Origin of the sequence: Thalassospira sp. NFXS8 (genome assembly GCF_040148805.1) — a bacterium.
GTDB lineage: Bacteria > Pseudomonadota > Alphaproteobacteria > Rhodospirillales > Thalassospiraceae > Thalassospira.
The window spans coordinates 1,066,114-1,092,304 of sequence record NZ_JAGEMF010000002.1; the positions used below are offsets into that span (position 1 = coordinate 1,066,114).

27 protein-coding genes are annotated in these 26,191 nt (G+C 53.1%); 15 read left to right on the plus strand and 12 right to left on the minus strand.

Annotated elements, in window-relative coordinates; genetic code table 11:
• Window position 1: 1 nt before the first annotated feature.
• Window positions 2–694 carry a nitroreductase family protein gene (locus tag J4E05_RS14000; RefSeq protein WP_349596606.1) on the minus strand — a complete coding sequence of 231 codons (693 nt, stop codon included), beginning with the start codon at window positions 692–694 and terminating at the stop codon, window positions 2–4.
• 287 nt (window positions 695–981) lie between these two features.
• The gene (locus J4E05_RS14005) at window positions 982–1,647 is read right to left on the minus strand and encodes a GntR family transcriptional regulator (RefSeq protein WP_349596608.1); all 666 of its coding nucleotides are present in this window, start codon (window positions 1,645–1,647) and stop codon (window positions 982–984) included.
• Window positions 1,648–1,958: 311 nt separating this feature from the next.
• Between J4E05_RS14005 and J4E05_RS14010 the strand changes: the two genes are divergently transcribed.
• Together J4E05_RS14010 and J4E05_RS14015 are read left to right on the plus strand one after the other, a co-directional pair.
• Complete coding sequence (locus J4E05_RS14010; RefSeq protein WP_085588087.1) at window positions 1,959–2,735, plus strand: ferredoxin--NADP reductase; 777 nt, start codon at window positions 1,959–1,961, stop codon at window positions 2,733–2,735.
• Window positions 2,736–3,016: 281 nt separating this feature from the next.
• The gene (locus J4E05_RS14015; RefSeq protein ID WP_349596612.1) at window positions 3,017–4,507 is read left to right on the plus strand and encodes a methyl-accepting chemotaxis protein; all 1,491 of its coding nucleotides are present in this window, start codon (window positions 3,017–3,019) and stop codon (window positions 4,505–4,507) included.
• A 90-nt stretch (window positions 4,508–4,597) separates the two neighbouring features.
• On the opposite strand, the gene J4E05_RS14020 is transcribed toward J4E05_RS14015, so the two are convergent.
• The 6 genes from J4E05_RS14020 to J4E05_RS14045 form a co-directional block, all read right to left on the minus strand.
• On the minus strand, window positions 4,598–4,942 hold the full coding sequence (locus J4E05_RS14020) for a tRNA-binding protein (protein WP_349596614.1): 345 nt from the start codon (window positions 4,940–4,942) through the stop codon (window positions 4,598–4,600).
• 296 nt (window positions 4,943–5,238) lie between these two features.
• Window positions 5,239–5,694, minus strand: coding sequence for a phasin family protein (locus J4E05_RS14025; protein WP_085588082.1), 456 nt, complete (start codon window positions 5,692–5,694; stop codon window positions 5,239–5,241).
• 219 nt (window positions 5,695–5,913) lie between these two features.
• A complete protein-coding gene (locus J4E05_RS14030; protein WP_349596616.1) occupies window positions 5,914–6,645 on the minus strand; it encodes a TetR family transcriptional regulator in 732 nt (243 codons plus the stop codon).
• A 170-nt stretch (window positions 6,646–6,815) separates the two neighbouring features.
• A complete protein-coding gene (proC, locus tag J4E05_RS14035) occupies window positions 6,816–7,631 on the minus strand; it encodes a pyrroline-5-carboxylate reductase (RefSeq protein WP_349596619.1) in 816 nt (271 codons plus the stop codon).
• A gap of 380 nt (window positions 7,632–8,011) precedes the next feature.
• Complete coding sequence (locus tag J4E05_RS14040) at window positions 8,012–8,518, minus strand: type III secretion system chaperone family protein (RefSeq protein WP_246832830.1); 507 nt, start codon at window positions 8,516–8,518, stop codon at window positions 8,012–8,014.
• A gap of 239 nt (window positions 8,519–8,757) precedes the next feature.
• Entirely contained in the window at window positions 8,758–9,075 is a 318-nt protein-coding gene (locus J4E05_RS14045; protein ID WP_085588076.1) for an accessory factor UbiK family protein, read from the minus strand.
• A 223-nt stretch (window positions 9,076–9,298) separates the two neighbouring features.
• On the opposite strand from J4E05_RS14045, the gene rfaD reads away from it, so the two are divergent.
• The 11 genes from rfaD to J4E05_RS14100 all read left to right on the plus strand — a co-directional run bounded on the left by rfaD (window position 9,299) and on the right by J4E05_RS14100 (window position 20,176).
• Entirely contained in the window at window positions 9,299–10,285 is a 987-nt protein-coding gene (gene rfaD, locus J4E05_RS14050) for an ADP-glyceromanno-heptose 6-epimerase (RefSeq protein WP_349596623.1), read from the plus strand.
• A gap of 140 nt (window positions 10,286–10,425) precedes the next feature.
• Complete coding sequence (lgt, locus tag J4E05_RS14055; protein ID WP_085588074.1) at window positions 10,426–11,271, plus strand: prolipoprotein diacylglyceryl transferase; 846 nt, start codon at window positions 10,426–10,428, stop codon at window positions 11,269–11,271.
• Between the two features lie 4 nt (window positions 11,272–11,275).
• Window positions 11,276–12,409 carry a class I SAM-dependent methyltransferase gene (locus J4E05_RS14060; protein ID WP_349596626.1) on the plus strand — a complete coding sequence of 378 codons (1,134 nt, stop codon included), beginning with the start codon at window positions 11,276–11,278 and terminating at the stop codon, window positions 12,407–12,409.
• A gap of 50 nt (window positions 12,410–12,459) precedes the next feature.
• Window positions 12,460–13,281, plus strand: a complete 822-nt coding sequence (gene pgeF, locus J4E05_RS14065; RefSeq protein ID WP_349596629.1) for a peptidoglycan editing factor PgeF — start codon at window positions 12,460–12,462, stop codon at window positions 13,279–13,281.
• 121 nt (window positions 13,282–13,402) lie between these two features.
• Window positions 13,403–14,398, plus strand: a complete 996-nt coding sequence (locus J4E05_RS14070; protein ID WP_349596632.1) for a hypothetical protein — start codon at window positions 13,403–13,405, stop codon at window positions 14,396–14,398.
• Between the two features lie 379 nt (window positions 14,399–14,777).
• Window positions 14,778–15,710 carry a ribose-phosphate pyrophosphokinase gene (locus J4E05_RS14075; protein ID WP_085588066.1) on the plus strand — a complete coding sequence of 311 codons (933 nt, stop codon included), beginning with the start codon at window positions 14,778–14,780 and terminating at the stop codon, window positions 15,708–15,710.
• A gap of 123 nt (window positions 15,711–15,833) precedes the next feature.
• Window positions 15,834–16,451, plus strand: coding sequence for a 50S ribosomal protein L25/general stress protein Ctc (locus J4E05_RS14080; RefSeq protein ID WP_349596635.1), 618 nt, complete (start codon window positions 15,834–15,836; stop codon window positions 16,449–16,451).
• Window positions 16,452–16,466: 15 nt separating this feature from the next.
• Window positions 16,467–17,270 carry an aminoacyl-tRNA hydrolase gene (gene pth, locus J4E05_RS14085; RefSeq protein ID WP_349596638.1) on the plus strand — a complete coding sequence of 268 codons (804 nt, stop codon included), beginning with the start codon at window positions 16,467–16,469 and terminating at the stop codon, window positions 17,268–17,270.
• Window positions 17,271–17,363: 93 nt separating this feature from the next.
• Entirely contained in the window at window positions 17,364–18,467 is a 1,104-nt protein-coding gene (ychF, locus tag J4E05_RS14090) for a redox-regulated ATPase YchF (protein WP_085588061.1), read from the plus strand.
• 309 nt (window positions 18,468–18,776) lie between these two features.
• On the plus strand, window positions 18,777–19,517 hold the full coding sequence (locus J4E05_RS14095) for a glutamine amidotransferase-related protein (RefSeq protein ID WP_349596641.1): 741 nt from the start codon (window positions 18,777–18,779) through the stop codon (window positions 19,515–19,517).
• A 98-nt stretch (window positions 19,518–19,615) separates the two neighbouring features.
• Window positions 19,616–20,176: an invasion associated locus B family protein gene (locus J4E05_RS14100; protein WP_168184818.1), complete on the plus strand. Its 561-nt coding sequence runs from the start codon at window positions 19,616–19,618 to the stop codon at window positions 20,174–20,176.
• A 116-nt stretch (window positions 20,177–20,292) separates the two neighbouring features.
• Here the strand turns inward: J4E05_RS14100 and J4E05_RS14105 are convergent, their stop codons facing one another.
• The 3 genes from J4E05_RS14105 to J4E05_RS14115 all read right to left on the minus strand — a co-directional run bounded on the left by J4E05_RS14105 (window position 20,293) and on the right by J4E05_RS14115 (window position 23,700).
• Window positions 20,293–21,333, minus strand: a complete 1,041-nt coding sequence (locus J4E05_RS14105) for a zinc-dependent alcohol dehydrogenase family protein (RefSeq protein ID WP_085588055.1) — start codon at window positions 21,331–21,333, stop codon at window positions 20,293–20,295.
• Between the two features lie 169 nt (window positions 21,334–21,502).
• A complete protein-coding gene (locus tag J4E05_RS14110; RefSeq protein WP_349596644.1) occupies window positions 21,503–22,603 on the minus strand; it encodes a rhomboid family intramembrane serine protease in 1,101 nt (366 codons plus the stop codon).
• Between the two features lie 173 nt (window positions 22,604–22,776).
• Window positions 22,777–23,700: a LysR substrate-binding domain-containing protein gene (locus J4E05_RS14115; RefSeq protein WP_085588051.1), complete on the minus strand. Its 924-nt coding sequence runs from the start codon at window positions 23,698–23,700 to the stop codon at window positions 22,777–22,779.
• A 165-nt stretch (window positions 23,701–23,865) separates the two neighbouring features.
• Here J4E05_RS14115 and J4E05_RS14120 point away from each other — a divergent pair, with 165 nt between their 5' ends.
• Both J4E05_RS14120 and ahpD read left to right on the plus strand, forming a co-directional pair.
• The gene (locus J4E05_RS14120; protein ID WP_349596647.1) at window positions 23,866–24,393 is read left to right on the plus strand and encodes a peroxiredoxin; all 528 of its coding nucleotides are present in this window, start codon (window positions 23,866–23,868) and stop codon (window positions 24,391–24,393) included.
• A 192-nt stretch (window positions 24,394–24,585) separates the two neighbouring features.
• A complete protein-coding gene (gene ahpD, locus J4E05_RS14125) occupies window positions 24,586–25,119 on the plus strand; it encodes an alkylhydroperoxidase, AhpD family (RefSeq protein WP_085588048.1) in 534 nt (177 codons plus the stop codon).
• Between the two features lie 57 nt (window positions 25,120–25,176).
• Here the strand turns inward: ahpD and J4E05_RS14130 are convergent, their stop codons facing one another.
• Window positions 25,177–26,151 carry a glycosyltransferase family 2 protein gene (locus J4E05_RS14130; protein ID WP_349596650.1) on the minus strand — a complete coding sequence of 325 codons (975 nt, stop codon included), beginning with the start codon at window positions 26,149–26,151 and terminating at the stop codon, window positions 25,177–25,179.
• Window positions 26,152–26,191: the final 40 nt, after the last annotated feature.

A 26,191-nucleotide genomic window follows, 5' to 3' on the forward strand; every position in this document is an offset into this window, starting at 1 on the left:
ATCAAAAGAATGTCGCAATATCGTCCAGATCCCGTTTGAATGTGGCATGTTCGGGAATTGTGGCATTCGCCGCCGGGTACCCGGTGACCAGCAGGATATAGGGTTTATCATGTGCCGGGCGACCGCAAATCTCGCTTAGGAAGCTCATCGGGTTCGGGGTGTGGGTCAGGGTGGCAAGACCGGCGCGATGCAGGGCGGCGATCAGAAAGCCGGTCGCGATGGAGACGGATTCGGGAACGTAATAGTTCTTACGTATTTCGCCATCGGCTGATTTGCTTTTGCGTTCACCAAAAATGCAAATCAGCCACGGGGCAACTTCCAGAAACGGTTTGCTGTCATCCGTGCCCAAGGGGGCCAGCGCCTGTATCCATTCGTCCCCGGCGCGCCCGGCATAAAAGGCCCGTTCTTCTTCTTCGGCGGCGTGGCGAATTTTACGTTTCATGTCGGCATTGCCAATAACCGAAAAATGCCACGGCTGATGATTGGCCCCGCTGGGGGCCGTACCCGCTGCCCGCAGGCAGGTTTCAATGATATCACGCGGTACTGGCCGATCGGAAAATTCGCGAATGGTGTGGCGGGTGCGGATGTCGTCGTAAAAGGCGTGCGCATCGGCCCGCATCTGATCCAAAGGTTTTTCCTGATAATCGCGTAGGGGAATGGGGCGATAGGCAGTGATCGGTGCGGACGCAGACATAACAAACCCTGTAAAATTGTCAGTTAATTTTGTCAGACAATTTTACAGGGTTTGTTGCGACATGCAATTAGTTCTGTTGAACTGGTTATTCTGGCAATTGTTATCGCGATGGCGAAATCATCAGGTGGCGCATAAATGGCACTATGGCCGGTATAACACTGTTGGCGTCCGGCAAGGGTTTGCCGGGCTGGCGCACAGGCTTTGGCTCCCTCTGCTAATTGCTGCTGTTTCAGGAACTGCTATCGTCTGTGAATATCGGGGCAGCAGGTGTTGGTCGGGCTGGGGCCTTATAACGGCGGGGCGAAATAGAAATCGTCGAGCGATTGAACCAAAAGGCGGGTCTGGTCGATATGGGCTGCCATGATGTCCGCTGCTGTTTTGGCGTTCCCCGCAAGGATCGCGGCGGTAATTTCCTGATGCTGGCTATTGCTGTGCAATACTTTGTCATCGGCAACCAGCACCCGAAATTGCAACCAGTATACGGAATTGGTCAGACGATGCAGCAGCGATTGCAACAGGGTGTTGCCGCTGGTTTCAGCAAATAGCTGGTGGAATGCAAGATTATGACGCGACATCTCTGTAAGGTCGGCGTTGCGCTGTGCCTGGTCCAGGGCGTCCTGAATGCGGATCAGCTCTGCCGGGGTCGATTGCAGGGCAGGGGCGGCCAGACGCACTGCTAGTGCCTCCAGCGTGGCGCGAATAACGAACAGATCATTAAGTTCACGCCGGGTCAGTTGCCGTACACTCACACCACGATGGGGTTCGGACAGAAGCAATCCGTTACTGCATAACTGGCGAAAGGCCTCGCGTACGGTGGGGCGACTTACAGACAGCTTTTGGGTAAATTCGGCCTCGGTCAGGCGTTGTCCGGGGGCCAGTCGCCCGTCCCGAACGGCCCGGGTAATGGCATGGCATACTTGTTGTACCGCAGGGGCGTTGTTCTGCACGGGCATGGGTGTTTTTCCGGTTTTGCTGGTCCCCAAAGCGGTGTTTGGCTTGCCTTTGGGCGGGGTGGGTTACATATTGCAGTGCAGTTTTGGTTAATATCGATAACAATATTGTCAGACAATATTTTACACAAATTTGATATAGATCAAAGTTGAATTTGATAAAAATACACAGAACTTGAATGTTTTCTTGCGATATACGGCAGATTGATGTTAAATCGCCGCAACTTGGCATCCATACTGTGCCGGGAACCGTGAATTTCTTTCCCGCCACGGTCTGATTGAAAGCTTCTGTCGAAACGGATTGATCCAGCACTATGGCTAGCAATTTTAACGAAGAAACCGTCACTTACGTCCATCACTGGACGGACACCCTGTTCACATTTAAAACCACGCGGGATCCGGGCTTCCGGTTTCTGAATGGTCAGTTCGCCATGATTGGACTCGAAGTCGAAGGCAAGCCGCTGTTGCGCGCCTATTCGATGGTCAGTGCCAATTATGATGAAGAGCTGGAATTCTTTTCGATCAAGGTTCCGAACGGTCCTTTGACCTCGCGTTTGCAACATATCAAGGTTGGGGACAAAATTCTGGTCGGGCGCAAGCCAACCGGGACGCTGATCCATGACAATTTGTTGCCGGGCAAAAACCTGTGGCTGCTTTCAACCGGGACCGGACTTGCCCCGTTCATGAGCGTCATTCGCGATTATGAAACCTATGAACGTTATGAAAAAGTTATTCTTGTTCATGGCTGCCGTGAAGTGCGCGAACTGGCCTATCAGGAATTCATTCATAATGAATTGCCCCATAACGAGTTTTTCGGCGAGGAAGTGCAGCAAAAGCTGTTGTATTACCCGACGGTAACCCGCGAAGAATTTACCCATCAGGGCCGGATTACCGAACTGATGGCATCGGGCAAGATTTATGAAGACCTGGGGATGGAAAAACCGACCCTGGAAAATGACCGTTTCATGCTGTGCGGTAATCCCGAAATGATTGCCGATACCCGTGCGATGCTGCTTGAGTGGGGCGGGAAGGAAGGCAATATGAACGAGCCGGGTCATTTTGTTATTGAAAAGGCTTTTGTCGAGAAATAACGCAGTAAATCTGACTCCTGTCGAAAAAGCATAAAAGGGCATCGTTTTGGGGCGATGCCCTTTTTCTATTGTAAGGGTTTCGGCGAGCAGGACATGAGTGATTTTGTATAAGTATTTGAAATATAAATATTATTTCACGCGCAATTTTTGATGCCTGTTTTTATTTCTTATCCCTATATGGGGGTATGGTGTAATATACGAACGTATTAGTCTGTTTTCAGGCGTAATCGCCAGATGCGAAACAGGTTCGAAAGTCTGGCAAGATAATTGATTGGATCATCATGTCTTACTTTAATTTCTTCTCGTCGGATAACAACGGTCTGGCTGCGGCAACACTTCAGGCGCTGGACAAATCGCTGGCGGTGATCGAGTTTGACACCGAAGGGCATGTTCTTCGGGCGAATGATAACTTTTTGAGCCTGATGGGCTACCGCCTTGAAGAAATTCGCGGCAAACATCATTCGATGTTTGTGGAAAACAAAATTGTCCAGTCGCCGGACTACAAAAAATTCTGGGCTGACCTGGCGCGCGGTGAATTTCAGCAGGCGGCGTTTCCCCGCCAGACCAAAGACGGGCGTCGTGTTTGGATTGAGGCATCGTATAACCCGGTTCTTGACCGGAATGGCAAGGTGGTGAAAATCGTCAAATTTGCCAGCGACATTACGGCGCGTCGGGCACGATCCGCCGAGCAGGATGGTCGGGTCAACGCCATCTGGCGCAGCCAGGCCGTGATCGAATTTGACCTGAAGGGCAATATTCTTGATGCCAATGAAAACTTCCTGTCGGTGATGGGCTATTCGCTTGCGGAAATCAAAGGGCAAAATCACCGGATGTTTGTGGATGCCGATTATGCCCGAACCGCTGATTACCAGGAATTCTGGCGTGAACTGGGCCGGGGCAATTTTGTTGCCCAACAGTTCAAGCGTATCGCAAAAGGCGGGCGGGTCGTCTGGATCCAGGCATCGTACAATCCGATTTTTGATCCGGATGGCAATCCTTACAAGGTTGTCAAATACGCAACCGACATTACCGAGCAACTCGAGTTGCTTGATGATCTCAAAGAGATGATTGATGTCAACTTTGCCGAGATTGACCACAATCTGCATGATCTCGATGATCAGGCAAACCATGCTTATCGCACATCCGAGGAAACATCGGCCAATGTGCAGGCGGTTGCTGCCAGTGCGGAAGAATTGCTGGCATCGATTACCGAAATTTCGCGCAGCATGTCGTCGGCGCGCATCTCTACCGACCAGATGTTTGATAAAACGGTCCGGGCAGGTGCATCGACCGAACGCATGGATGAGGTCGTTTCCTCGATGGGCAATATCGTCGAGGTGATCCAGAATATTGCCAGCCAGATCAACCTTCTGGCGCTGAACGCAACCATCGAATCGGCACGTGCCGGTGAGGCTGGGAAAGGGTTTGCGGTGGTGGCAAACGAGGTCAAAAACCTTGCCAAACAGGCCGCCCGTGCGACAGAGCAGATTTCGGCCGATATTGGCGGGGTGCAGGAAATTGCCAAGGAAGTTGCCAATGTGCTGGGCGAGATCCGCAATGAAGTGGAAGGTGTCGTGAACAACGTCACCAGCATTTCCTCGGCGGTGGAAGAACAGAGTGCCGTGACCGGCGAGGTTTCCGTCAATATGCAATCGATGGCGGTATCGGTTGAAAGCTTTGCCGCAACCATCAACCAGATCAAGGGCGGGTCCAACCTGGTTTCCGGATCTGTCGGTCGCACCCGGGAAGCCGCACTGGTTCTGGCGCGCTAGGTTTCAACAAAAAAAGAACGGGCCGGTGACAGCAATGTCACCGGCCCGTTTTGTTTTTCGGTTCTTTTGCCAGAAGAAAACGGGCCTGCCTTATAGCAAACGTTCCCCATTGGGGACGTTCTGGTCCGGACGAATAAGAACAATGCCGTTATCTTCGGTGCCATCGGCAAAACCCAGGCATAAAAATTCCGACATGAATGGACCAATTTGACGGGGTGGGAAGTTGACGACCCCGGCCACCTGGATACCGATCAGTTTTTCCGGCGTGTAATATTTGGTGATTTGGGCTGATGTTTTCTTAATCCCGATTGTGTCGCCAAAATCGACCCACAATTTAAGGGCCGGGCGGCGGGCTTCGGGAAAAGGCTGGGCATCGATGACAGTACCAACCCGAATATCAACTTTCAAAAAATCATCAAAACTGATTTCGCTCATACGGACCTCCATTTACTGTGCTGGCAAAATAGCGTGATCCCAAGCACCGCGCAAAGCGGAGACGGCTGCCGAGCTTAAAACAGGAGTTTGGGCAAAATAATGTACGCCGGAATGGGGCTGGTTTTGACGATGGCCGCACAACGGATAAGTGCGGCAAGTTTGATGCACAAGGAATGCTGCAGGCAATGACGTGCCCCGGCAATTTGTGAAGGTCAGTTTTTTAGGGGGGCGCAAAGAAAAACGGCAGGGCCAAGAAGGCCCTGCCGGAAGTTTGATAACGGGAAGTTATCAGAAACTTATTTAGCTGCGGTTTCGGTTTTTTCGATCGCAACTTTCAATTCGTCAAGCGACTCGGTGAAGCGAGTCTGCAGCAGACCAAGAGCTTCTTCCTGGGATTTGCTTACAATACCTGAAAGTTCCTTGGCATTTGCCAGCGCGTCTTCATAAGCGGTTTTCGCAGCAGCGGTCTGTTTGGCAGCAGCAGCCATCGGGGTTTCGCCCGAAGTGGTCGAGAAATCTTTGCCCTGAGTGGTTGCTTTTTCCATCATGGTCTTGAAGATTTCGCTCTGGCGCTGCGCAACAGCCTGAAAGCCATCAAAAGCAATCTTGTTTGCTTTGGTCAGGGCTTCCATATTCTTGCGCTGAAAAGCCATCATTTCGTTGATATCAACGCCCGGCATTTTAAAGTCGGTGGCGAATTTGGTGAAATCAACGTCGAAGAACGGGTTGGTAGCTTTTTTTGCGGCGGTCATTGAGTGGCACTCCATTTTTCAATGCGACGGGTATCTAATGAGGCGCTATTGTGCGCCGCACAATTTCAACTGCAATGTGCCTGAATGCTGCGTCCGGGTCAAGGGTTATTTTGCACTGCACAAAAAATCTTGGGTTATATTTTTATGTCAGGCTGTAACCACAGGATGCAAGACGCATTTTGCCAAAGAAGGCGTATGCAGATACCAGGATGGTTAAATTCAGGCCGGTGATGATGAAGCCCCGGTGCCAGAAACGGGCCGGGACGTTGGGGTGGCGGTGGCAGAACCACCATCAGTTTCATCATCGGTACTATCTGTGGCCGTTTTGGGGCAGCATTGAAAGGCCCGGTTTCCCAGTCGTGCAAGGCGGTTAAGCCCCTTGCCCAGGTGCTGGTCCCACCCCCCTGCCTGAATAAGGCTACGGTCAAGAATTGCCATTGTTGGCCCATAATCGGGGGTATCGTCGGTTAGCCACTGGCGAAAACAGCGGGCGTAGATTGCCGTCATACCCGCCACGCGCAAGCTGCCATGCACGCCCCCGGTTTCAAAGCCGGCTGCGTCCAGCATCCAGCGCATTGAGGAAAAAATGCTTTTTGCTGCACGTGCGCTATCGGCCGGGCCCAAATCACCGCCGGACCGTAAAATGGATTTCAGTGCCGGCTTGTGCGGGGCCAGGGCATCAAACCGGGCCATGATGACGTCTATCAGGCGGTCGTGTCGGGGTTGGTCAAAATCGGCGGTATCAAGGTCGGCCAATACCTGCTGATCAATCTGGCGGGTAAAACTGCGCAGGATATCGCTGCGATTTTTGAAATGCTGATAGAGGTCATGCAACGACATGTCCGCCCGGGTGGCTATGTCGATCAGAGTTACCTGATGCCAGCTTTTTTCGGCAGCAAGGGCAAGCGCTGCAGTGATCACGGTCGTTTTCGGATCTTTTTTTGCGGGCATCGAAGGCTCCTGTTGTTGCGATAGGCCGGGCAGGGAAACCGGTATCAGAAAAAGAAAGCAGCTTCGGGGCAGTGTGTTGGGCCCCTGGCGTGTTGGGCTGCAAGCCCGAATTTATACATTGAAATATGCCGGGCCGTCGCGTGATGCGGCGTGCCCGGCACATGAATGCGTTACCCCGCCAGTTCGACCGACCGTTTGCGGGCGGCCTCGACGGCGCGGGCAAACAGGGCGGGCATTCCGTCTTCCGGGTTCATCAATACATCAAGGGCGGCTGCGGTGGTGCCACCGGGGCTGGTGACGTTTTTACGCAGGGTTTCGGCGGTGTCAGGGCTGCTATCAAGCAAAAATCCCGCGCCGACAACTGTTTGCCGCGCCAGAAGCATGGCCTGTTCAGCGGGAAGCCCGGCGGTGACGCCTGCCTGTGCCAGGGCTTCAACCATGTGGAAAACATAGGCCGGGCCGCTGCCGGAAACGGCGGTAACCGCATCCATCAGGTTTTCATCGTTAATCCAGGATACTTCACCAACAGCCTGCAATAAAACTTCGCACATGTCGCGCTGGGCAGCACTGACGTAGTCGGTGGGGAACATCACGGTCATGCCGCGTGAAACAGAGGCGGGCGTATTGGGCATGGCGCGCACAATGCGGGCGGTTTCGCCCAGGTGTTCGGTGAAAAACGCGGTCGTGCGGCCCGCTGCAACCGAAAGAAACACCGTTTCCGCGCGCACCAGTGGTTTGTAAAGGTCAATAATGTCGGGCAAGACCTGTGGCTTTACGGCCAGTAAAACCACCTGGGGGATAAAACTGTCGGGCATGTCGGCAAGGTCGGTGATGCCGTGAACACCCAGGCGGGTTTCCAGGTTTTCGGCGGTCTCGGCCTGTTCGATCACATATACATTGTCGGCGTTCAGGCCGCGTGCCAGCCAGCCTTCGAGCATGGCGCCACCCATTTTTCCGCAGCCTACCAGCAACAACCGTGTTTTCATGTCTTGTCTTGCTCCGTTACGATGTCGCCTGTCTGGCGCAAATTGGACGAATGCCCGGTGAACGGGCCAGCCAAAAGCCGTAGCGTTGTTATGAAGGTGGGTCAAGTCGCCGGGTTTGCAAGGTTATGATGCAAAGCCCCGTCATGGTGTCGCCCAAAAACATTTGGCGCGATAATTGGTTGAATTTAGCGCGAGGCAATGGAGAAAATCCTGCAGGCATCGAGATTGGCGTTCATTTTATCTGATGGGTCTAATCTCGAAAAAATGAAGATTTTGCCACAAGCGGATGAAAGGGCATGGCCCCAATATATAGCAAAAGCAAAACACCCCGCCGGGGGCGAGGTGATTAAAAAGGCGTTTTTTGAAGAAAACAGAAAGCCTTATGCCTGGCCGACAGGTTCCAGCATTGAACTGGCAAGGGCTTCATCGGGGCTTTTGCCTTCGCCAAGAACAAAGTTGAAGGCCGGAAAAAAGCGTTCGCATTCGGAAATTGCGATTTCGATCAGTTCTTCAAACTGCTCGGTTGCCGGGGGCACATCGCCACCAAATAACAGGGTGTGGCGAAACAGCGGCATGTTTTCGTCCAGCCATAATCCGAAATGACCAATCCACAATTGCTCATTACATTTGGCCAGCAACTCGTAGATGCGCGGGCGAATCGGGTCGGGCACAAACAGATCGAAACAGCAGGCAATGTGCAATGCTTCGGCATCGTCGCGCCACGTGAAATACACAAGATACGTACACCAGTGACCGGGAATTTCGACAACGATTTCGTCTGCGCTGCGCCGTTCCAGGTTCCACTGGTTGGTCTGGGCAATATCCTCGACAAGCAACAGCGGGTTGTCGTCGTCGATTTCGCCGTTATCCTGCATAAGGTCGTTCATATAAATTCAATCTAGTTTGTATCGCCAAAGGGCGCGCACTATAGGGCGCTCGCCGTTCGCTTGCAACCACTGTGGATACAGGGCTGAACGGCATTTGTCACCCGGCACGAACAGACCCGCTAGTTGAATTGCCCGGCGGTGCGGTTAACGTCCCAAGGCGACAGGGTCTTTTGGGTGTGTGGCGTATCTTTTCCTGGCCCGTCCCCGCGCGTAGGGCAGGTTTGCGCGTTTGGTTTATCTTATTTGCTTGCCGGTTTGCTGCTTGCGGCCTTGGTCGTGGTTTTTGCCGCCGGTTTGCTGGCAGCTTCCAGTTTGGCCAGCCGGTCTTCAAGGGTGGTAACCTGTGCCTCAAGGGCGTCGGCGCGCTGGGTGGCTTTGGTGGCAATATCGCGCACCACGTCAAATTCCTCGCGCGTGACCAGGTCCATATTGATCAGGATTTTTTCAAATTGCTGGCGCACAAGTGCATCAACCTCGCCCTTAACCCCGGTCATGGTGCCCAGGGCACTGTTGGTTACACGGGTAAGGTCATCAAGAAGGCGATTGTTGATCTGCATTTCGGGCTCCGGCTGGTAAATCGGTTTTAATCTGATTTACCATAATATGGTGCGATGCCCGGTTGGGGCAAGCAACGAAGACATATTGTATCACATAGCTGTTTTGTGATGTGCAGTTACCTTGCCCTGTTGCGCGGGCATGCCTATAAAAGCAACCGGAAAAACAGTTTATAGCATGCGCAAGGCGTTCACCAGCGGGGCGCAGCAAAAGCAGGAGAACACGATGCTTATCGTTACAGGCGGGGCCGGGTTTATCGGGTCCAATATTGTTGCAGCCCTGCAAGAGCGCGGTGAAACCGATATTGTGGTGGTCGATCGCCTGCGCGACGGCATTAAATGGCGCAATATCGCCAAACGCGAATTGCGCGATATTATCCACCCCGATGAATTGCCTGCATTCCTCGAAGCGCACCCCAATGACATTGATACGATATTTCATATGGGGGCTATTTCTGCCACGACAGAGCGTGATGCCGACAAGATCGTTGCCAATAATTTTAAACTGACCACGTTTTTGTGGGAATGGTGTTCGCGCCATAGCGCACGTTTGATTTATGCATCTTCTGCCGCCACCTATGGCGATGGCAAACAGGGCTTTGCCGATGTGTTTGAACAGGGCGAACTGGCAAAATTACAGCCGTTAAATGCCTATGGCTGGTCCAAACATGCAACGGACCGCCGGTTTCGTCGCATTCTCGATCAAAATGGCTTTCGTCCCAAACAATGGGCCGGGCTGAAGTTTTTCAATGTTTATGGCCCGAATGAATATCACAAGGGCGGGATGCGATCTGTTGTGTCGCAAATGCATGACAAACTGGCGGCCGGTGAACAGGCAACCCTGTTTCAATCGCATCATCCCGATTATGAAGATGGCGGGCAACTGCGCGATTTTGTCTGGGTTGGGGATGTGGTGAACATCATTATGTGGTTATACGACCATTCTGATGTTTCCGATCTGTTTAACATTGGCACGGGTGAAGCACGCAGTTTCAAGGATTTGGCCCTGGCGGTATTTGCTGCCATGGGTAAGGAACCCGACATTAAATTTGTGCCAACCCCCGAAGCCATTCGCGATAAATACCAGTATTTTACCCAGGCTGATATGTCCAAGCTGCGGGCGTGTGGTTATGATGCGCCGATGACGCCGCTTGAAGAAGGGGTGCGTCAATATGTGCAGGACTTCCTTGCGACGGACGACCCGTTTCGTTAAATCCCGATAAGTTTAAATACTGTCACGCCTGGTCAGGGGATTTTCTGGCATGGTGGTGTGACAGTGCCATGTTCCTGCCGCCTTGTGCTGATTGATCAGGGCGTTAACGCAAACCTGCCATCCGAACGGAGTGCGCCTCGATGCTCAGTCTTGCCTTTCCGGCAATCGATCCCATCGCCATTGCCATTGGCCCGCTGGCAATCCGCTGGTATGCCCTGGCCTATATTGCCGGGCTGATTATCGGCTGGCGTTATACCCTGGCTTATATCAACAAGCCGCCCTATGTGATGACGCGAAACCAGGTCGATGATCTGTTGTTCTGGGCAACCCTGGGGGTCATTCTGGGGGGGCGGACAGGGTATGTCCTGTTTTATAACCTGGATTTTTATCTCGCCAATCCGTCGCATATCCTTAAGGTGTGGGAAGGCGGTATGTCATTCCATGGTGGTATGCTGGGCGTAATCATCGCAGTTTTCTGTTTTGCCAGATTGCGCGGCATTTCGTTTTTGGGCGTGGTTGATGCCGTGGCAGCCGCGGCACCCATTGGCCTGTTTTTTGGTCGTATCGCCAATTTCATTAATGGTGAACTGTTCGGTCGCACCACTGATGTGCCCTGGGGCATGGTGTTTCCGCGGGGCGGGCCGGAACCGCGCCATCCCAGCCAGCTTTACGAAGCCGGGCTGGAAGGCATCGCGCTTTTTTGTATTTTGTTTGCCCTGGCCCGCAGCGAAAAAATGCGATCCCACCCTGGTGTTGTGGGGGGAACGTTCCTGGCTGGTTACGGCATTTGCCGCATCATCGTCGAATTTTTCCGCCAGCCCGATCAGCAACTTGGGTATCTGATGTTTGGTGCGACAATGGGGCAGCTTTTGTCGGTGCCGATGGTTCTGGTCGGGGCAGGGGTTGCCATTTATGGCCTTAGCCGCCCGGCACTGGTTGGCACAAAGCCCGAAGACGACACCAAAACCAAAACGGCAAAATCCTGATATTATGACCGACAAAGACAAAGCTTCCAGCCCGCTTCTGGACCATTTGAAACGCCGGATTGCCATTTCCGGGCCGATAACCGTGGCCGATTACATGGCCGAGGCATTGGCCCATCCGCAATGGGGATATTATCGCAAGCAGGACCCGTTTGGTCAGGCCGGTGATTTCGTGACCGCCCCCGAGATTAGCCAGATGTTTGGCGAACTGATAGGCCTGTGGGCCGCCGTTACCTGGCAACAAATGGGCAGTCCGTCGCGGGTGCATCTGGTGGAAATGGGGCCGGGGCGCGGCACCCTGATGGCGGATGCCTTGCGTGCCGTGCGCAATGTGCCCGGCTTTGCCGATGCCGTGACTGTGCGGTTTGTCGAAACCAGCCCGGTTTTGCGCAGCCGTCAGCAAACCGCGATTATGGAATATGGTATTCCGGCTGTCTGGCACGATAATTTTGACGATATTCCCGATACGCAAAATGCCCCTATGATCGTCATTGCCAACGAATTTTTTGATGCCTTGCCGGTGCGTCAGTTTCAGTTTGGCAAGGATGGCTGGCGTGAACGGCTGGTGGCCATTGCCAGCGAAACCGATGAATTATGCTTTGTTAGCGGCGGGCTGGCCCCGATGACGGATGCGCTGGTGCCGGTTATCTTGCGTGGCACGGCCAAGATAAATGATGTTTTTGAAACATCCTCACTGGCCATTTCGATTGCTGATCAGGTTGCAAAGCGCATTAATCGCGATGGCGGGGCGGCCCTTATGATCGATTACGGGCACGCCCATAGCGGCTTTGGCGATACCTTGCAGGCGTTACGCCAGCACAAATTTCACCCGGTTCTGTCCAATCCCGGCGACGCTGATTTAACCACGCATGTCGATTTTGGTGCATTGTCACGCACATTCGAGCAGGCTGATGCGCGCACGGGGGCGGTGTTGGGGCAGGGTACCTTTTTAAAAATGCTGGGCATCGACGCACGGGCAGAACTTTTAAAACAGTCTGCAACACCCGATCAGGCGATTGCCATTGATGCCGCCTTAAAGCGCCTGGTTGATGCGGACCAGATGGGAACACTTTTTAAAGTGTTGATCGCCTATGGTCGGGAAACGGCACCACCCCCTTGTGTGAGTGGTGTTGAAGGTTGATCGTTGATATTGCCTGTTTGTAACCGGAAAGAGCCGGGCGGAGGATGATGGTGGCTGAGAATACGAAACGTGCCGGGGCCGATAACGGTGTTTCATTTCTGGAAACTGAAAGCCTTGGGACGGTGAGCGGGTTAAAGCACGGTTTCTTTACCCGTAAGGGCGGTGCCAGCAATGGTATTCACGCCGGGTTGAATGTGGGTTTCGGGTCTGATGATGACCATGACATTGTTGCTGAAAACCGCAACCGTGCCGCGGCCGCATTTGGCACCACGGCGGACAGGCTGACAACGGTTTATCAGGTGCATGGTGTTGATGTGGCCCATCTTGACCGGCCCCTGTCGCGCGCGGAAACCCCGCGTGCCGATGCCATGGTAACAGACCGTGCAAATGTGATGCTGGGTATTTTGACAGCCGATTGCACGCCGGTTTTGTTTTGCGACCCGGTTAAAGGCGTTATTGGTGCTGCCCATTCGGGCTGGCGTGGGTCGTTTGCCGGTATTTCCGAAAGCACCGTTTGCGCAATGGAAAAACTGGGGGCAACACGCGACAATATTATCGCCGCCATTGGCCCCTGTATCGGGCGCGCTTCCTACGAGGTCGATAGCGGCTTTCGCGATAAAATTCTAACAGGGCCGCGCGGGGATGCCGATCTGTTTGATCCATCTGTTCGCGCCGGGCACTATATGTTCGATTTGCCGCAATATGTTTATCGCCGAACGCTGGATACAGGGATTGCGACGGTTGAGTTGCTGGCGCGTGATACACTGGCCGAAGAAGACCTGTTTTACAGTTACCGCCGCACGACATTGCGCGGTGAGCCCGATTACGGCCGCCAGCTTTCGGCGATCATGTTAACCCGGGCTTTATCCTGAACTGCCCACCCTCGATTGCAGGAGGTTTCTGCGCGTGCCCCATATGATCATGTTGTTTGCCTTTATCATCGTTGCCTCGATGATTGGCTGTGTCGCGATAATGTGACCCATGTGTAAGTTGATGACCGTGCGTTTCGTAACTGTGATGGTGCTGGTTTTTGCCCTTGCTGCCTGTGGCAAATTACCGCGTCCGTTTGAAGGTGCCGGGCGCGAGGGCGACCCGCAATTGATCGATGTGCCCGATGCTGCAACGATCAAGGTTGATGTTGCAAATGATTTGCCCGACGGGGCGGCACGGCATCTGGCCCGGGCAATGGTTCGTGCCTTGCGCGCCAGCGATATTGCCGCCTATTCGGAAGACCCGTCAGAAGGGACTTATGTTTTACATCCCAATGTTATTGCCCGTCTTGATGATGCCCGGTTTGCACATGTGGATGTAACCTGGGTTTTGTATAACAATCAGGGGCTGGCAATTGATTCGACCGCCAATAACGGCCAGATCACAGCGCAAAGCTGGTTTGCCGATGCGCCAAAGTCACCCGAAGACGGTACCATGAATGTGCCGCCCGATATTGCCCGCAAACTAAGTGCCCTGACACCGGAAGGGATAAAGGAAAGCCCGGCGGAGCAGGAATTTGACCAACTGGTAACCGCCCCTGCCAAATGGGTTGTCGGTAAAATCAGCGGTGACCGCACATCGATGGTGATGGCCAAGCCGTTAAAGGTGGCCCTTGTTGATTTTGCCGGGGCGCCGGGTGATGGCAATGAAGCCCTGCAACGGTCTGCCCGGGCCTTTTTGCAGGCCAAGGGAATTGCGATCAGCACTGATATCGACCCGGAAAGCATTGTGCTGTCGGCGTCGATTAATGTGCAGCCGGTGAAAAAAGGAAACAGCCCCCCCGAACTGGACCGCGTGACCATCGACTGGGTGTTGTTAGATGATAGTGGCCATGAACTGGGCCAGATGACGCAGGATAATGCCGTACCACATGGCAAACTTGACCATCGCTGGGGCAGTATTGCATCTCTTGCCGCCCAGGCGGCGGTTGATGCCCTTGAAGGGGCGCTGGGCCAAATCGCCCGTGACAGGGGGCTTTTGCTTCGGGCCGATAAATAAGACGCCATCCTGGTGGTCGTGTCTGCTGATGATTGCGGCGTTTTGTCGCGCAGGTTTCGCAATCGACATTAATACTTTGGGCCTTGCTGTGCCGCCGTGCCGTTGTGCCGGGGTAATCGGTGTTTGAAATCTCGTGGTATTTTAAAAGATATGAAATACCACCTGTGGTGTTGTATGCGACCTGTCTGGCCCCCATAAGATGTGCAGGCAATGGATAAGGGCTGCAACGCATATCTTTCATGCGTGAAAAGACCGCGCTGTTAGCCATAGCGACCATTTACAGACTGTTAAGGTCTGGGTATAAAGCCGCCGCGGTCCCTATGGGGGGCTGCGTAGGCATTTTTTCGCTTTCCCGGCACCCATAAACCGAGGCCCCACAATGAAAATCCTCGCCTGTAACAGCAATCTTCCCCTTGCCGAATCGATTGCGGATCATTTGAATCTGCCGCTTACCCGTGCAGATGTTAAACGATTCTCCGATCAGGAAATCTGGTGTGAAATTCAGGAAAACGTCCGCGGTGAGGACGTTTTTGTGATTCAGAGTACATCTTTCCCCGCCAACGACAACCTGATGGAAATGTTGGTGATGCTTGATGCGCTGCGCCGGGGTTCGGCACGTCGTATCACGGCTGTCATGCCCTATTTCGGATATGCCCGTCAGGATCGTAAATCTGGCCCCCGCACGCCGATCTCGGCCAAGCTGGTCGCCAACCTGATTACAGTTGCCGGTGCCGACCGTGTTCTGACCATGGATTTGCATGCCGGTCAGATTCAGGGTTTTTTCGATATTCCGCTTGATAACCTGTTTGCATCCCCCGTTTTGACCAGCGACATTCGTGCAAAGTTTGATGGCCAGAAACTGGTTATCGTCAGCCCCGATGTGGGCGGTGTGGCCCGTGCGCGTTCGGTGGCAAAACGCCTGGATGCCGAACTGGCGATTATCGACAAACGTCGCCCCAAGGCAGGCATTTCCGAAGTCATGCATGTTATTGGCGATGTCAAGGATGCGGCCTGCATTCTGGTTGACGATATTGTTGATTCGGCAGGTACCCTGTGCAACGCTGCCACGGCCTTAAAAGAACGTGGCGCGTCATCGGTTGCGGCCTATGTCAGCCATGGTGTTTTGTCTGGCCCGGCAGTTGAACGTATTGCCAATTCCCCGATGAGCGAAGTTGTCACAACCGACTCGATCAAGGCATCGGATGCGGTGCGTGGGTGCAGCAAAATTCGTCAGTTACCGGTTGCTCCGCTGATGGCAGAAGCAATTCGGCGGATTTCTGAAGAAAAATCTGTTTCCGTTCTTTTCGATTGAGGGTATAACGCCCTCGCAGCGCTGGCACCCCTGGAGGCCAGCGCGCTTGTTTTCGTGGGCTTTCAGCGGTGAATCACACCGACCTGCGGAAACGATACTGTCTTAGTTCAAGGAGCTTTTCCGATGGCAAATGCCACTCTTACTGCGGAAATCCGTGAACGGGCCGGAAAGGGGGCCGCCCGTGCCGTGCGTCGTGCCGGTATGGTCCCTGGTGTCATCTATGGTGCAAAACAGGATCCTGTTATGTTCCAGATTGACCCGCGTCCGCTCGTGAAACTGCTGCACAAGCCGGGTTTCTTCTCGCACGTTCTGACCATTGATGTTGCTGGTACGTCTTACGACGTTCTGCCGCGCGATGTTCAGTTTGACAAAGTGACCGACGAACCGTTGCACGTTGACCTTCTGCGTTTTGCAAAAGATCACAAGCTGACGGTTGAAGTTCCGGTTCGCTTTATCAACGAAGAAAAATCTCCGGGCCTGAAACGCGGTGGCGTTCTGAACATCGTTCGTCACGATGTTGAACTCAACTGCGATCCGAAGGCAATTCCGGAAGAGCTGGTCTTCGATTTGACCGGTTTCGAAGTTGGCGACTCGGTTCACATTTCGGCAACGACCTTGCCGGCTGGTTCTGAGCCGACCATTACCGACCGTGACTTCACTGTTGCGACCATTGCTGCACCGTCATCTTTGAAATCCGAAGATAACGCCGCTGGCGATGAAGAAGAAGCAACCGAAGAATAAAATCGGGGACTTGCGATGTTTTTGGTGGTTGGACTGGGAAACCCGGGTTCGGGATATGCCGGCAATCGTCACAATATCGGCTTTATGGCGGCGGACGAAATCGTCCGCCGCCATTCTTTTGGCCCCTGGCGACGCAAGTTTCAGGGGCAAGTGGCCGAAGGCGACATTGGCGGCACCAAAGTTTTGGTGTTAAAGCCGGAAACCTTTATGAACCTGTCCGGGCAATCGGTCGGTGAGGTGCTGCGATTTTACAAAATTCCGATTGAAGACGTGATTGTCCTGCATGACGAGCTTGATTTGCCACCGGGTAAATTGCGGGTCAAACGGGCAGGCGGGCACGGCGGCCACAATGGCCTGCGATCCATCGATGCCCATTGTGGCAAGGAATATCGCCGGGTAAGGTTGGGCATTGGCCATCCGGGCGACAAGGCGCGTGTGCATGGGCATGTGTTGGGGGATTTTTCGAAATCCGAACAAACCGGCTGGTTATCAGCTTTGATCGACGGGGTCGCGCAGGAATTGCCGCGCCTTATTGCCGGTGATGATAGCGCATTTATGAGCAAGGTTGCCAATCTGGTAACCCCGACCAAGCCAAAGGCCCCCAAACAGCCTAAGGCAGGCAAAGCAGGCAGCGCCGGAAAAAATAAAGGCGATGCGGCTCAGCCCGGGGCGACGGGTGATGATGCCAGCCCGACGATGGATGATCTTGGTAACGGGGCTGTCCGCCGTGCTGAAATGGTCGCCCAGGGGGACAAACAAAATAGTGCGCCCTCAACAATGGCGCAGGCCCTTGCCAGGGCCTTTGGCCTGAAGAAATAAGAATTCGACGACACGATTATAAGTGCCAGGGGTTGGTCGCACTGCGGCATCCTTGGTGATATGTAAAATTCAGATGTGACGGAGCCCGGAAAGATGGGATTCAAATGTGGTATCGTTGGTTTGCCCAATGTTGGCAAATCGACCCTGTTTAACGCCCTGACACAGACGGCAGCCGCCGAAGCGGCCAATTTTCCGTTCTGCACGATTGAACCCAATACGGGCCGTGTCAGCGTTCCGGATGATCGCCTTGACAAAATCGTTGCCATTTCCAAATCGGCAACCATCATTCCAACCCAGCTGGAATTTGTTGATATTGCCGGTCTGGTGCGTGGTGCATCCAAGGGTGAAGGGCTGGGGAACCAGTTTTTGGCCAATATTCGCGAAACCGACGCTATTGTGCATGTTTTGCGCTGCTTTGAAGATGGCGACATCACCCATGTTGAAGGCTCGGTTGACCCGGTTCGCGATGCGGAAACCATCGAAACCGAACTGATGCTGGCTGATATGGAAAGCCTGGAAAAGCGCGTTACGGGTTTGCAAAAGCGGGCCAAAGGCAATGACAAGGACGCCAAGCTGACCCTTGAAATGGTTGAGCGTACCCTTGCTGTTTTGCGCGAAGGCAAACCGGCCCGTATTGTTGAAATCAATAATGACGATGAAGCCAAGGCATTTCGCATGTTGCAGCTTCTGACCAGCAAGCCTGTGCTTTACGCCTGCAATGTTGATGAAGACAGTGCTGCCGAAGGCAACGAATTTTCGGCCAAGGTTGCCGAAATGGCCGCCTCACAGGGCGCACGTTCGGTTGTGGTGTCAGCCGCGATTGAATCCGAGGTTGCCTTGCTCGAAAGTGCCGAAGAAAAGCAGGAATTCCTCGAAAGCCTTGGTCTTGAGGAAACCGGCCTGACCCGCGTTATTCGCGAAGGTTATAAATTGCTCGACCTTCTGACCTTCTTTACCGTTGGTCCGAAAGAAGCCCGTGCCTGGACCGTGTTTAACGGTGCAACGGCACCCAATGCGGCCGGTGTGATTCATACCGATTTTGAACGCGGGTTCATTAAGGCCGAAACCATGGCTTATGACGATTTTATTGCCTGCAATGGTGAATCGGGCGCGCGCGATGCGGGCAAGCTGCGTCAGGAAGGCAAAGGCTATATCGTTAAGGATGGCGATATTTTCCACTTTAAATTCAATGTCTGATCCCGTTCTCGGGTGATCAAAATTCGGGGCCGTCACGTTTATGCGTGGCGGCCTTTTTGTATCTGGCGATCGAGAAACGGCGCAAAATGGCCCGAAAGGGGCATTTTTTACCATTCCCTACTTGCGTTTGTGCAACGCACCCGTCACCCTGATTTATCTGGAATGATGCAAAGCCTTAACACTGCCCGATGGGTGACAATGGCGTAGGCAACCAAACAGATCGGTACCGGTGTTTAAACCTTGTGCGCCGGGCGGGATGATCAGTTTGCATCAGAAACCGACAGGACGGATAAAGATAGGGACTTCGCAGTGAATTGTTTTTCGGGGCTGGCAAAGGTTCTTCTGGTTTTTAATTCTGCCCATGGTCGCCCTGGCCGGGTTGGCCGGGTTCTGACAGAACTTGGATACGAGTTTGATATTCGTCGTCCGGGTGAAGGTGATGTTTTGCCCGCTGATCTTTCGCCGTGGCAGGGTATCATCGTGTTTGGTGGCCCCATGAGTGCCAATGACGACCACGAACCCAATGTAGCGCGCATCATGGAATGGCTGCCAAATGTGGTGCAGTCCGATGCCTGGTATTTGGGGATCTGCCTGGGGGCGCAAATGATGGCGCGCAATCTGGGCGCGGTTGTTCAGCCCGATAAAGGGGAAAAAACCGAAATCGGGTATTATCCGGCTTATGCGACCGATGCGGGACGTGACCTTTTTCCTGCCAATATGATGGTCTATCACTGGCACAGTGAAGGATTTGACGTGCCCCCGGGGGGCGAATTGTTAATGACGGGTGATGTGTTTCCCAACCAGGCCTATCATGTTGATCGCCGGATATGGGGGATTCAGTTTCACCCCGAAGTTGACGATGATATTCATGAAAGCTGGCTGGAACGTGCGGCAGAAAAAACCAATCGCCCCAATGCGCAAAACCCCGACCTGCAACGTGCCGGGCGCCAGGCATTTGATGCTGCATTTGGCGAATGGTTCGCTGGTTTCGCGCGTAAGGTTCTTTCACCTGGTGTCGGGATATCAAGTCTCTCGACACAGGATCGTTAGTTGGATAGACCATAGGATAAGTCTCAAGTGCGCAGGGTGTGGGCAATCTATACCCCTCATCTGAATGCGCCATTTTCATGATAGCGGGAGAATTAGGAATGCTGTTTGGCAAGGCGACGATGGTTCGTTGTGTGTTTGCGGCTGTTGGCGCGTTTATGGCGGTTGCGGCGGGTACAGCCCCGGCAATGGCACAAAATGCTGACCCGGCGGCAAGCAAGGGCCCGTTGTGGAAAAAGGAATGCGACGACAAAAACCCTGATCGTTGCCAGATTGGCCAACAGGTTTTCCTGCAAAAGGACGTCGAGGGCAAAAAGGAAACGGTTGGCCGTATTCTGGCCGTAACCGTGCAAAAGGCGGTTAACCCAAAAACCAAAGCCGAAGTCTCGATTTTGACCATGCAATTACCACTTGGCGTTGATTTGCGCCCGGGTATTGTTATCAAGGTGGATGATGGCAGCGAAATGAAGGTTATTTACGGTAAATGCACCAATGCGGGCTGTGATGCGGCATTGGTTATGTCCGATGACCTGGTTGCGGCAATGAAGGCTGGGGCCACTCTGTTTGTTGGTTTCCGTGCCTGGGGCAATGAGCAAACCCAGGTCATCAAGGCATCGCTGACCGGCTTTACCGCAGCGCTGAATTCAATCAGCCCAAGCTAGACACCACCTGAACTTTTTAATCGGAAATATCGATTGTAAATGTTGAATGCCGAATACCGTTATCTGGCGGTATTCGGCATTTTGCATGTGTGGTGTTTGGCAGGGAAATGTGTTGTTTAAAACCGGTCGATGACGGTAACACCCGTACCGACAAAGCTGTCCATATTCATAAGCGCAGTTGCACCTTCGGCCAATGTAACGCGATCACCAATCAGCTTTTGCGGTGCGATTTTGCCACTTGCCACCATATCGAGCATCGCATCATAGCGAAATGCCTGCATCCCGTGGCTACCTAAAACTTCCAGTTCATGGGCAACAACCCGGTCCATTGGTATTTTGGCATGGGCATGATCACCGGTCATAAGGCCGATCTGGATGTGTTTGCCACGCTTGCGCAGGCAAGAAACCGAATTAAAACACGTAACCGCACTACCCAGCCCGTCGACCGAAACATGTGCGCCGCCATGTGACAAATCACGAATGGCAGCGGGGATATCGACAATGCTTTTGGCATTAAGTGTGTAATTGGCGCCAATGGTTTTGGCAAAATCCAGTTTTTCGTCGTCAATATCAATGGCAATAACATTGGCCCCGGCCGCCTGTGCAATCATGATGGCAGAAAGCCCGACGCCGCCACAGCCATGCACCGCGACCCATTGCCCGGCGCGAACCTGTCCCTGGTCAATCACCCCGCGAAAACTGGTGGCAAACCGGCAGCCAAGGCTGGCAGCGGTGACGTAATCCATGCTGTCGGGCAGGGTTACCAGATTGCCGTCGGCATAATCAATGGCAACATATTGGGCAAAGCTGCCCCAGGCGGTAAAACCGGGCTGAAATTGCTGGTCACAAATTTGCTGGTTGCCACTATGGCATTGCGGACAATGCCCGCACCCTGAAACAAATGGCACTGTTACCCGGTCACCAATTTTAAAGCGCTGGATGTGTTTGCCCGTTGCAACGATTTTACCGGCAAATTCATGGCCCGGTACGTGGGGCAAATGAACATCGGAATCGTGGCCCATCCAGCCGTGCCAGTCACTGCGACACAGGCCGGTGGCACCCACCTCAATCACAACACCATGATCGCCCGGTTCAGGGTCTTGCAGTTTTTGAATCTCGATCGGGCCCTGGAACTCTTCAAAACAGGCAGCAAGCATCGGGTTTCTCCACAAAATCTGGCATCGACCGGATACATTCTGTTTCCGGTTAAGTCACGTAATTTCAATATCGTAATGCGCTTTGGTCAATCGGCAAAACATTGATCATAAAGTTTCTGCGCGTCTGTCGCGTCTATTGCTGTTCGGTCACCGTTCTGATTACAGATATTTAGGTGTTGTTGCCATTTTCGTCGTTATTGCGGTGCGAACGGGGTACGCCAGGAACGCCAATACCATGCCGTTTAGGCCCGCTATCGGGCGATTGTCCGTGCGATTGGGCAGGCGGTTCGCCCCACGGACGGGACGGGCGTGACGATTTCTTGTTTTCCGTCTGGCTCAGGTCATGGCCGTAAATGGTGCTTCCAGGTTGCCAGGTCCAGGTTTCGGGCTGTTCGTTTTTGGGAGTGTTTTGGCTGTTATTGGATGATCCGGTATTAAACCCGCGTCGCGCATTTCTTTTTGCAGCTTTTTCACGCTCATAGGCGGCAGCCCAGGGCGGAGCGTTAAAACTGAATTGCGGTGTCGATCCATCGGCATTCGGGCGCTGGCGGCCGGGCCGGTAAACACCAAAAACCGGCTGTTGTTTGGGGCCACCCTGCCACAAGGGGACATGGCGGTATTTGAAAAACGGGATCAGCAGTAACCCGGCAGCAAAACCCGCGACATGGGCGGCCCATGCCACGCCGTCATTTACCCCGGTGGACAGGTTGATTACCTGCATACCAATCCAGAATCCTAAAACGACAACGGCAGGGACATAAAAAATCAGCACCCAGAAAAACCATACCAATACCCGCGCTTTGGGAAACAGCAGGAAATAGGCCCCCAAAACGCCAGCCAATGCGCCGGATGCCCCGATCATGGGGATTTGCGATGTGGTATCGGCCACGGCATGGCCAAGGGCCGCTGCAACCCCGCACAGCAGGTAAAAGGCTAGAAATCGCCAATGCCCCATCGCATCTTCGACATTGTTGCCAAATACCCATAAATACAGCATGTTTCCGGCAATATGCATCCAGCCGCCATGCATGAACATGGCGGTAAAGATGGTCAAAAATTCGAATCCGGGTGGAAATACCGAAAATTCGGGCGGCAATTCGATATTGCCAAACAGCACGGCGGGAATGGCACCAAATTCGATATTGGCGCGAATAATGCCGCGATGGCCCAGTGACAAGGTCATCACAAAAACCACGACATTCACTGCAATCAATCCCCATGTGACCCAGGGTGTGAGGGTGGTGGGGTTGTTATCCTTGATCGGCAGCATCGGCGTTTTTTCCGTTATGGTTCCTGTTATCGCGGCAGGTTAGCTGATTTGTGTGCCGGTTCATAAACATGACCGGAATGGCAGCCCGTATGACAGCAACCTGATGTGTGAACGTACAACCAGCTTAAACCGCTTTTAAACACGGTTATGGCGGGTTATCGCGCCAAACGACTTCATGCCACGTCAGCGGCCCGGCACGGGTTTAATGCCCCGCGCAAATAGGCACCCAGTTTGCGATATTCGGCCTTGCGTGCCGAACTGCGCCGCCAGACCAGCCCGATACGCCGAACCGGTACCGGGTTTTCGAATGGCAAAATCGCAATCGAGTCGCGGCGGCGTGCTTCGACTTCCAGCGCCATCTCCGGCAACAAGGTCGAACCAATTCCGGCGGCGACCATTTGCACCAGGGTGGACAGGCTGTTGGCTTGGAAATCGGCCGATTTGCTCCATCCGGCACGCTGGCAGATTTCCAGCGCCTGATCGCGCAGGCAATGTCCGTCTTCCAGCAACAACAGTTTTTCGTCTTTGATATCGTCGATATTGATGTGTTTTTTCGCCGTTAGCGGGTTTTCCGGGCTACAGGCAAAAACAAACCGGTCTTCAAACAGGTCCATTTCTTCCAGGCCGTTTTCCTCGATCGGAAGTGCGATCAGGGCCAGGTCCAGTTTGCCTGCCAATAGCAGGTCAACCAGCTTTGCTGTTTGGTCTTCGCGCAAAAACGGCTGCATTTTAGGAAAGCCGCTACGCAGCCTTGCCATGACATCGGGCAGCAGATAGGGGCCGATGGTCGGGATAACACCAATATTGATGGGCCCAACCAGGGGTTGGTTGGCCGCATGGGCCACAATGGCAAGTTCATCGACCTCGCGCAGAATATGCCGCGCCCGCGAAACAACTTCCTGTCCCAGCGCCGTAATCAGTACCTGGCGCTTGTTTCGCTCCACCAATTGCGCTCCCAACAGGTTTTCCAGCTCGCTAATGGCGGCGGAAAGGCTGGGCTGGGTGATAAAGCAGGCTTCGGCTGCGCGGCCAAAATGGCCGGTTTCCGCCAGCGCGACCAGATATTTTAGCTGTTTGATGCTGGGTTGGGCGGCCATAAATTTTTCCTATCGAAAAACCAGATTTATTTTATTGGTCATAGGTAATGCAATTATCTACAAATCGCTACCAGCGATGTTGCTTTTTGCACATGCACACTAAATTTAAGAGGGCCCATCGGGGGCCTTAAGGGATTTTAGTAAAGAAGCGTTAGGAGTACAGACATGCTTACAGTTGGTGATACCCTTCCTGAATTCAATCTTACCGGTGTTTCGGGCAAAACCGATGCCAGCTTTGCGCCGGTTACCGATAAATCCCACGAAGGTAAGTGGAAGATCCTGTTCTTCTGGCCGAAAGACTTCACCTTTGTCTGCCCGACCGAAATCGTGGGTTATGGCGAACTGAACGGCGATTTTGAAGACCGTGATGCCGTTCTGCTCGGCTGCTCGACCGATACCGATTTCGTCCACGCCGCCTGGCGCACCCACCACGAAGATCTGGGCGATAGCCCGTTCGTGTGGCTGGCTGACGAAAAGAAAGAACTGGCAAATGCACTTGGCGTTATTGCCAAAGGCGAAGGCGTTGCCCTGCGCGCCACTTTCATCGTCGATCCGGAAGGCATCATTCGCCACGTTCAGGTGAACGATCTTTCTGTTGGTCGTAACCCGCAGGAAACCCTGCGTATTCTTGATGCACTGCAGACAGACGAACTTTGCCCGTGCAACTGGAACAAGGGTGAAGCCACCCTCTAAGCCACAGGCTTGGACTTGGCTTGAATTCAGGACCGGGCAAATTGCCCGGTCCGCTCTGACCCGCACGGAATTTAACGTGCCAGCCGCATTTGTGGCAGGGTCCCTGCGCTGCCTGATATCGGGTTGCGCCGGTTCGCCAAAGGCGCGCCGGAAATTAGCGTTAATTTTTTCACAAAATTCAGGATGTTTCCGATGTCTATCGCTGAAATTAAAGATAGCTTACCGGCCTATGCCAAGGACTTGAAGCTGAACCTCGGTACTCTTTTCAGTAACCCCGGCATGACCGATCAGCAGGTTTATGGAACGGCACTGGCGTGTGCCTATGCGTCGCGCAATGCAAAATTGCTGCGTGCTGTGGTCGCCGAAGCCGAAGGAAAATTGTCTGCCGAAGCACTGGAGGCCTCCAAGGGTGCCGCTGCGATCATGGGTATGAACAATATCTATTACCGGTTCACGCATCTGGTGTCGGAAAAAGAATATGCCACCATGCCCGCCCGCCTGCGCATGAACATCATTGGTAAACCGGGCATCGACAAAGCCGATTTTGAGCTGTTTTCGCTGGCCGTATCGGCCATCAATGGCTGCGGCATGTGCATTGATAGCCACGAAAAGGTTCTCAAACAGGCTGGCCTGAACAAGGAAGTTGTTCAGAACGCTGTGCGCATCGCGTCGGTTATCCATGCCGTTGCCGCTGTGCTCGATGCTGAAGACGCGCTTGAAGGTTAAGTCGGATCAGGAGAGGAACGGAACCGGTTTCCTCTCCTGATCCTGTTTCTTGCCGGATTAAGCATTGTGCATCGGGGGATTTTTCTTGTCCTTTGGCTGCCACTCTTTTGGTCGTTCTGGTTGACCATCAGGCGTATAGGCCGAGAGGCATTGATACGTTGCCGCTTTCAAGTTCCGGGGCAGGAAAAGTTTTGAGCATACGTATCTGAAAAAATGCTTTAGTGGCCGGTTATTTAGCGCTCTGGCATACCGAGATGACCGAGAACTGGCGCGTTTATAGACTGCTTTTGCCACATCTGTTCGCGCTGGCAACAATTCATGAGCCAGATAATAAATAGCGCAGATTGAATCATAGCGGCTACGTGCAATCTGCGATGACAGGCGACCAGGTGCTTCATCAATAGTCAAAGTGACATTCTGTGTCATGCGAACAATTTTTTCTGAATGCGCCGTTGCACGTAGCGCCATCGTGTAATCTGGTGATCTCAACCGGATGTCGGCCCCACCGAATTGTACAAAGAAATTTTTATTCACTAGCATACAGCTGGAATTGTGGCTGAAACCCTTAATGAAGCGGTCTAATGCTTCATCCTGTGACATTACCACATAGCCGTTTGCATTGGTTTTTGTCATTTGGGATACGACATCATCCGATTGTGTGAAATATCCCGATGAGCCAATGACAAAATCAACTTTTTCTGTGATTGCGGCATTATACATCGCTTCGGTAGAATTTTTTGTGGGAATGTCATCTCCGTCAAGCAAACGAACCCATTCATATTTCGCGTGTGCCACCCCAACATTTGTGGCGATAGCAGCTCCTTGATTTTCTTGTTCTATGATAATAACTTCGCCAGGCAATTCTTCCTGAAGTGCTTGAATTTGATGCACCGAGTCGTCTGATGATCCGTCATCAACGAAGATGTATTCAAGATGTTCCGGGGTTTGCTGGTATTCGCTGGCGAGGGAATGAATGACGTCAGCGATATATGGCGCTTTATTGTAAACTGTAATCACATAAGAAATATTCATTTAGACCTTTTTTGATGAGGGTTGGCCTCGTCCAAATCTA

Bases quoted from the DNA above. Each gene is read 5' to 3' on its own strand.
- J4E05_RS14010 (WP_085588087.1), top strand. From the start codon at position 1,959: ATGGCTAGCAATTTTAACGAAGAAACCGTCACTTACGTCCATCACTGG.
- J4E05_RS14045 (WP_085588076.1), bottom strand. From the start codon at position 9,075: ATGCAGATCAACAATCGCCTTCTTGATGACCTTACCCGTGTAACCAAC.
- J4E05_RS14070 (WP_349596632.1), top strand. From the start codon at position 13,403: ATGACCGTGCGTTTCGTAACTGTGATGGTGCTGGTTTTTGCCCTTGCT.
- J4E05_RS14025 (WP_085588082.1), bottom strand. From the start codon at position 5,694: ATGACCGCCGCAAAAAAAGCTACCAACCCGTTCTTCGACGTTGATTTC.
- J4E05_RS14080 (WP_349596635.1), top strand. From the start codon at position 15,834: ATGGCAAATGCCACTCTTACTGCGGAAATCCGTGAACGGGCCGGAAAG.
- J4E05_RS14120 (WP_349596647.1), top strand. From the start codon at position 23,866: ATGCTTACAGTTGGTGATACCCTTCCTGAATTCAATCTTACCGGTGTT.
- J4E05_RS14005 (WP_349596608.1), bottom strand. From the start codon at position 1,647: ATGCCCGTGCAGAACAACGCCCCTGCGGTACAACAAGTATGCCATGCC.
- J4E05_RS14075 (WP_085588066.1), top strand. From the start codon at position 14,778: ATGAAAATCCTCGCCTGTAACAGCAATCTTCCCCTTGCCGAATCGATT.
- J4E05_RS14060 (WP_349596626.1), top strand. From the start codon at position 11,276: ATGACCGACAAAGACAAAGCTTCCAGCCCGCTTCTGGACCATTTGAAA.
- ahpD (WP_085588048.1), top strand. From the start codon at position 24,586: ATGTCTATCGCTGAAATTAAAGATAGCTTACCGGCCTATGCCAAGGAC.
- J4E05_RS14020 (WP_349596614.1), bottom strand. From the start codon at position 4,942: ATGAGCGAAATCAGTTTTGATGATTTTTTGAAAGTTGATATTCGGGTT.
- J4E05_RS14115 (WP_085588051.1), bottom strand. From the start codon at position 23,700: ATGGCCGCCCAACCCAGCATCAAACAGCTAAAATATCTGGTCGCGCTG.
- J4E05_RS14040 (WP_246832830.1), bottom strand. From the start codon at position 8,518: ATGAACGACCTTATGCAGGATAACGGCGAAATCGACGACGACAACCCG.
- J4E05_RS14030 (WP_349596616.1), bottom strand. From the start codon at position 6,645: ATGCCCGCAAAAAAAGATCCGAAAACGACCGTGATCACTGCAGCGCTT.
- J4E05_RS14105 (WP_085588055.1), bottom strand. From the start codon at position 21,333: ATGCTTGCTGCCTGTTTTGAAGAGTTCCAGGGCCCGATCGAGATTCAA.
- J4E05_RS14110 (WP_349596644.1), bottom strand. From the start codon at position 22,603: ATGCTGCCGATCAAGGATAACAACCCCACCACCCTCACACCCTGGGTC.
- J4E05_RS14000 (WP_349596606.1), bottom strand. From the start codon at position 694: ATGTCTGCGTCCGCACCGATCACTGCCTATCGCCCCATTCCCCTACGC.
- proC (WP_349596619.1), bottom strand. From the start codon at position 7,631: ATGAAAACACGGTTGTTGCTGGTAGGCTGCGGAAAAATGGGTGGCGCC.
- ychF (WP_085588061.1), top strand. From the start codon at position 17,364: ATGGGATTCAAATGTGGTATCGTTGGTTTGCCCAATGTTGGCAAATCG.
- J4E05_RS14100 (WP_168184818.1), top strand. From the start codon at position 19,616: ATGCTGTTTGGCAAGGCGACGATGGTTCGTTGTGTGTTTGCGGCTGTT.
- pth (WP_349596638.1), top strand. From the start codon at position 16,467: ATGTTTTTGGTGGTTGGACTGGGAAACCCGGGTTCGGGATATGCCGGC.
- lgt (WP_085588074.1), top strand. From the start codon at position 10,426: ATGCTCAGTCTTGCCTTTCCGGCAATCGATCCCATCGCCATTGCCATT.
- J4E05_RS14130 (WP_349596650.1), bottom strand. From the start codon at position 26,151: ATGAATATTTCTTATGTGATTACAGTTTACAATAAAGCGCCATATATC.
- J4E05_RS14015 (WP_349596612.1), top strand. From the start codon at position 3,017: ATGTCTTACTTTAATTTCTTCTCGTCGGATAACAACGGTCTGGCTGCG.
- rfaD (WP_349596623.1), top strand. From the start codon at position 9,299: ATGCTTATCGTTACAGGCGGGGCCGGGTTTATCGGGTCCAATATTGTT.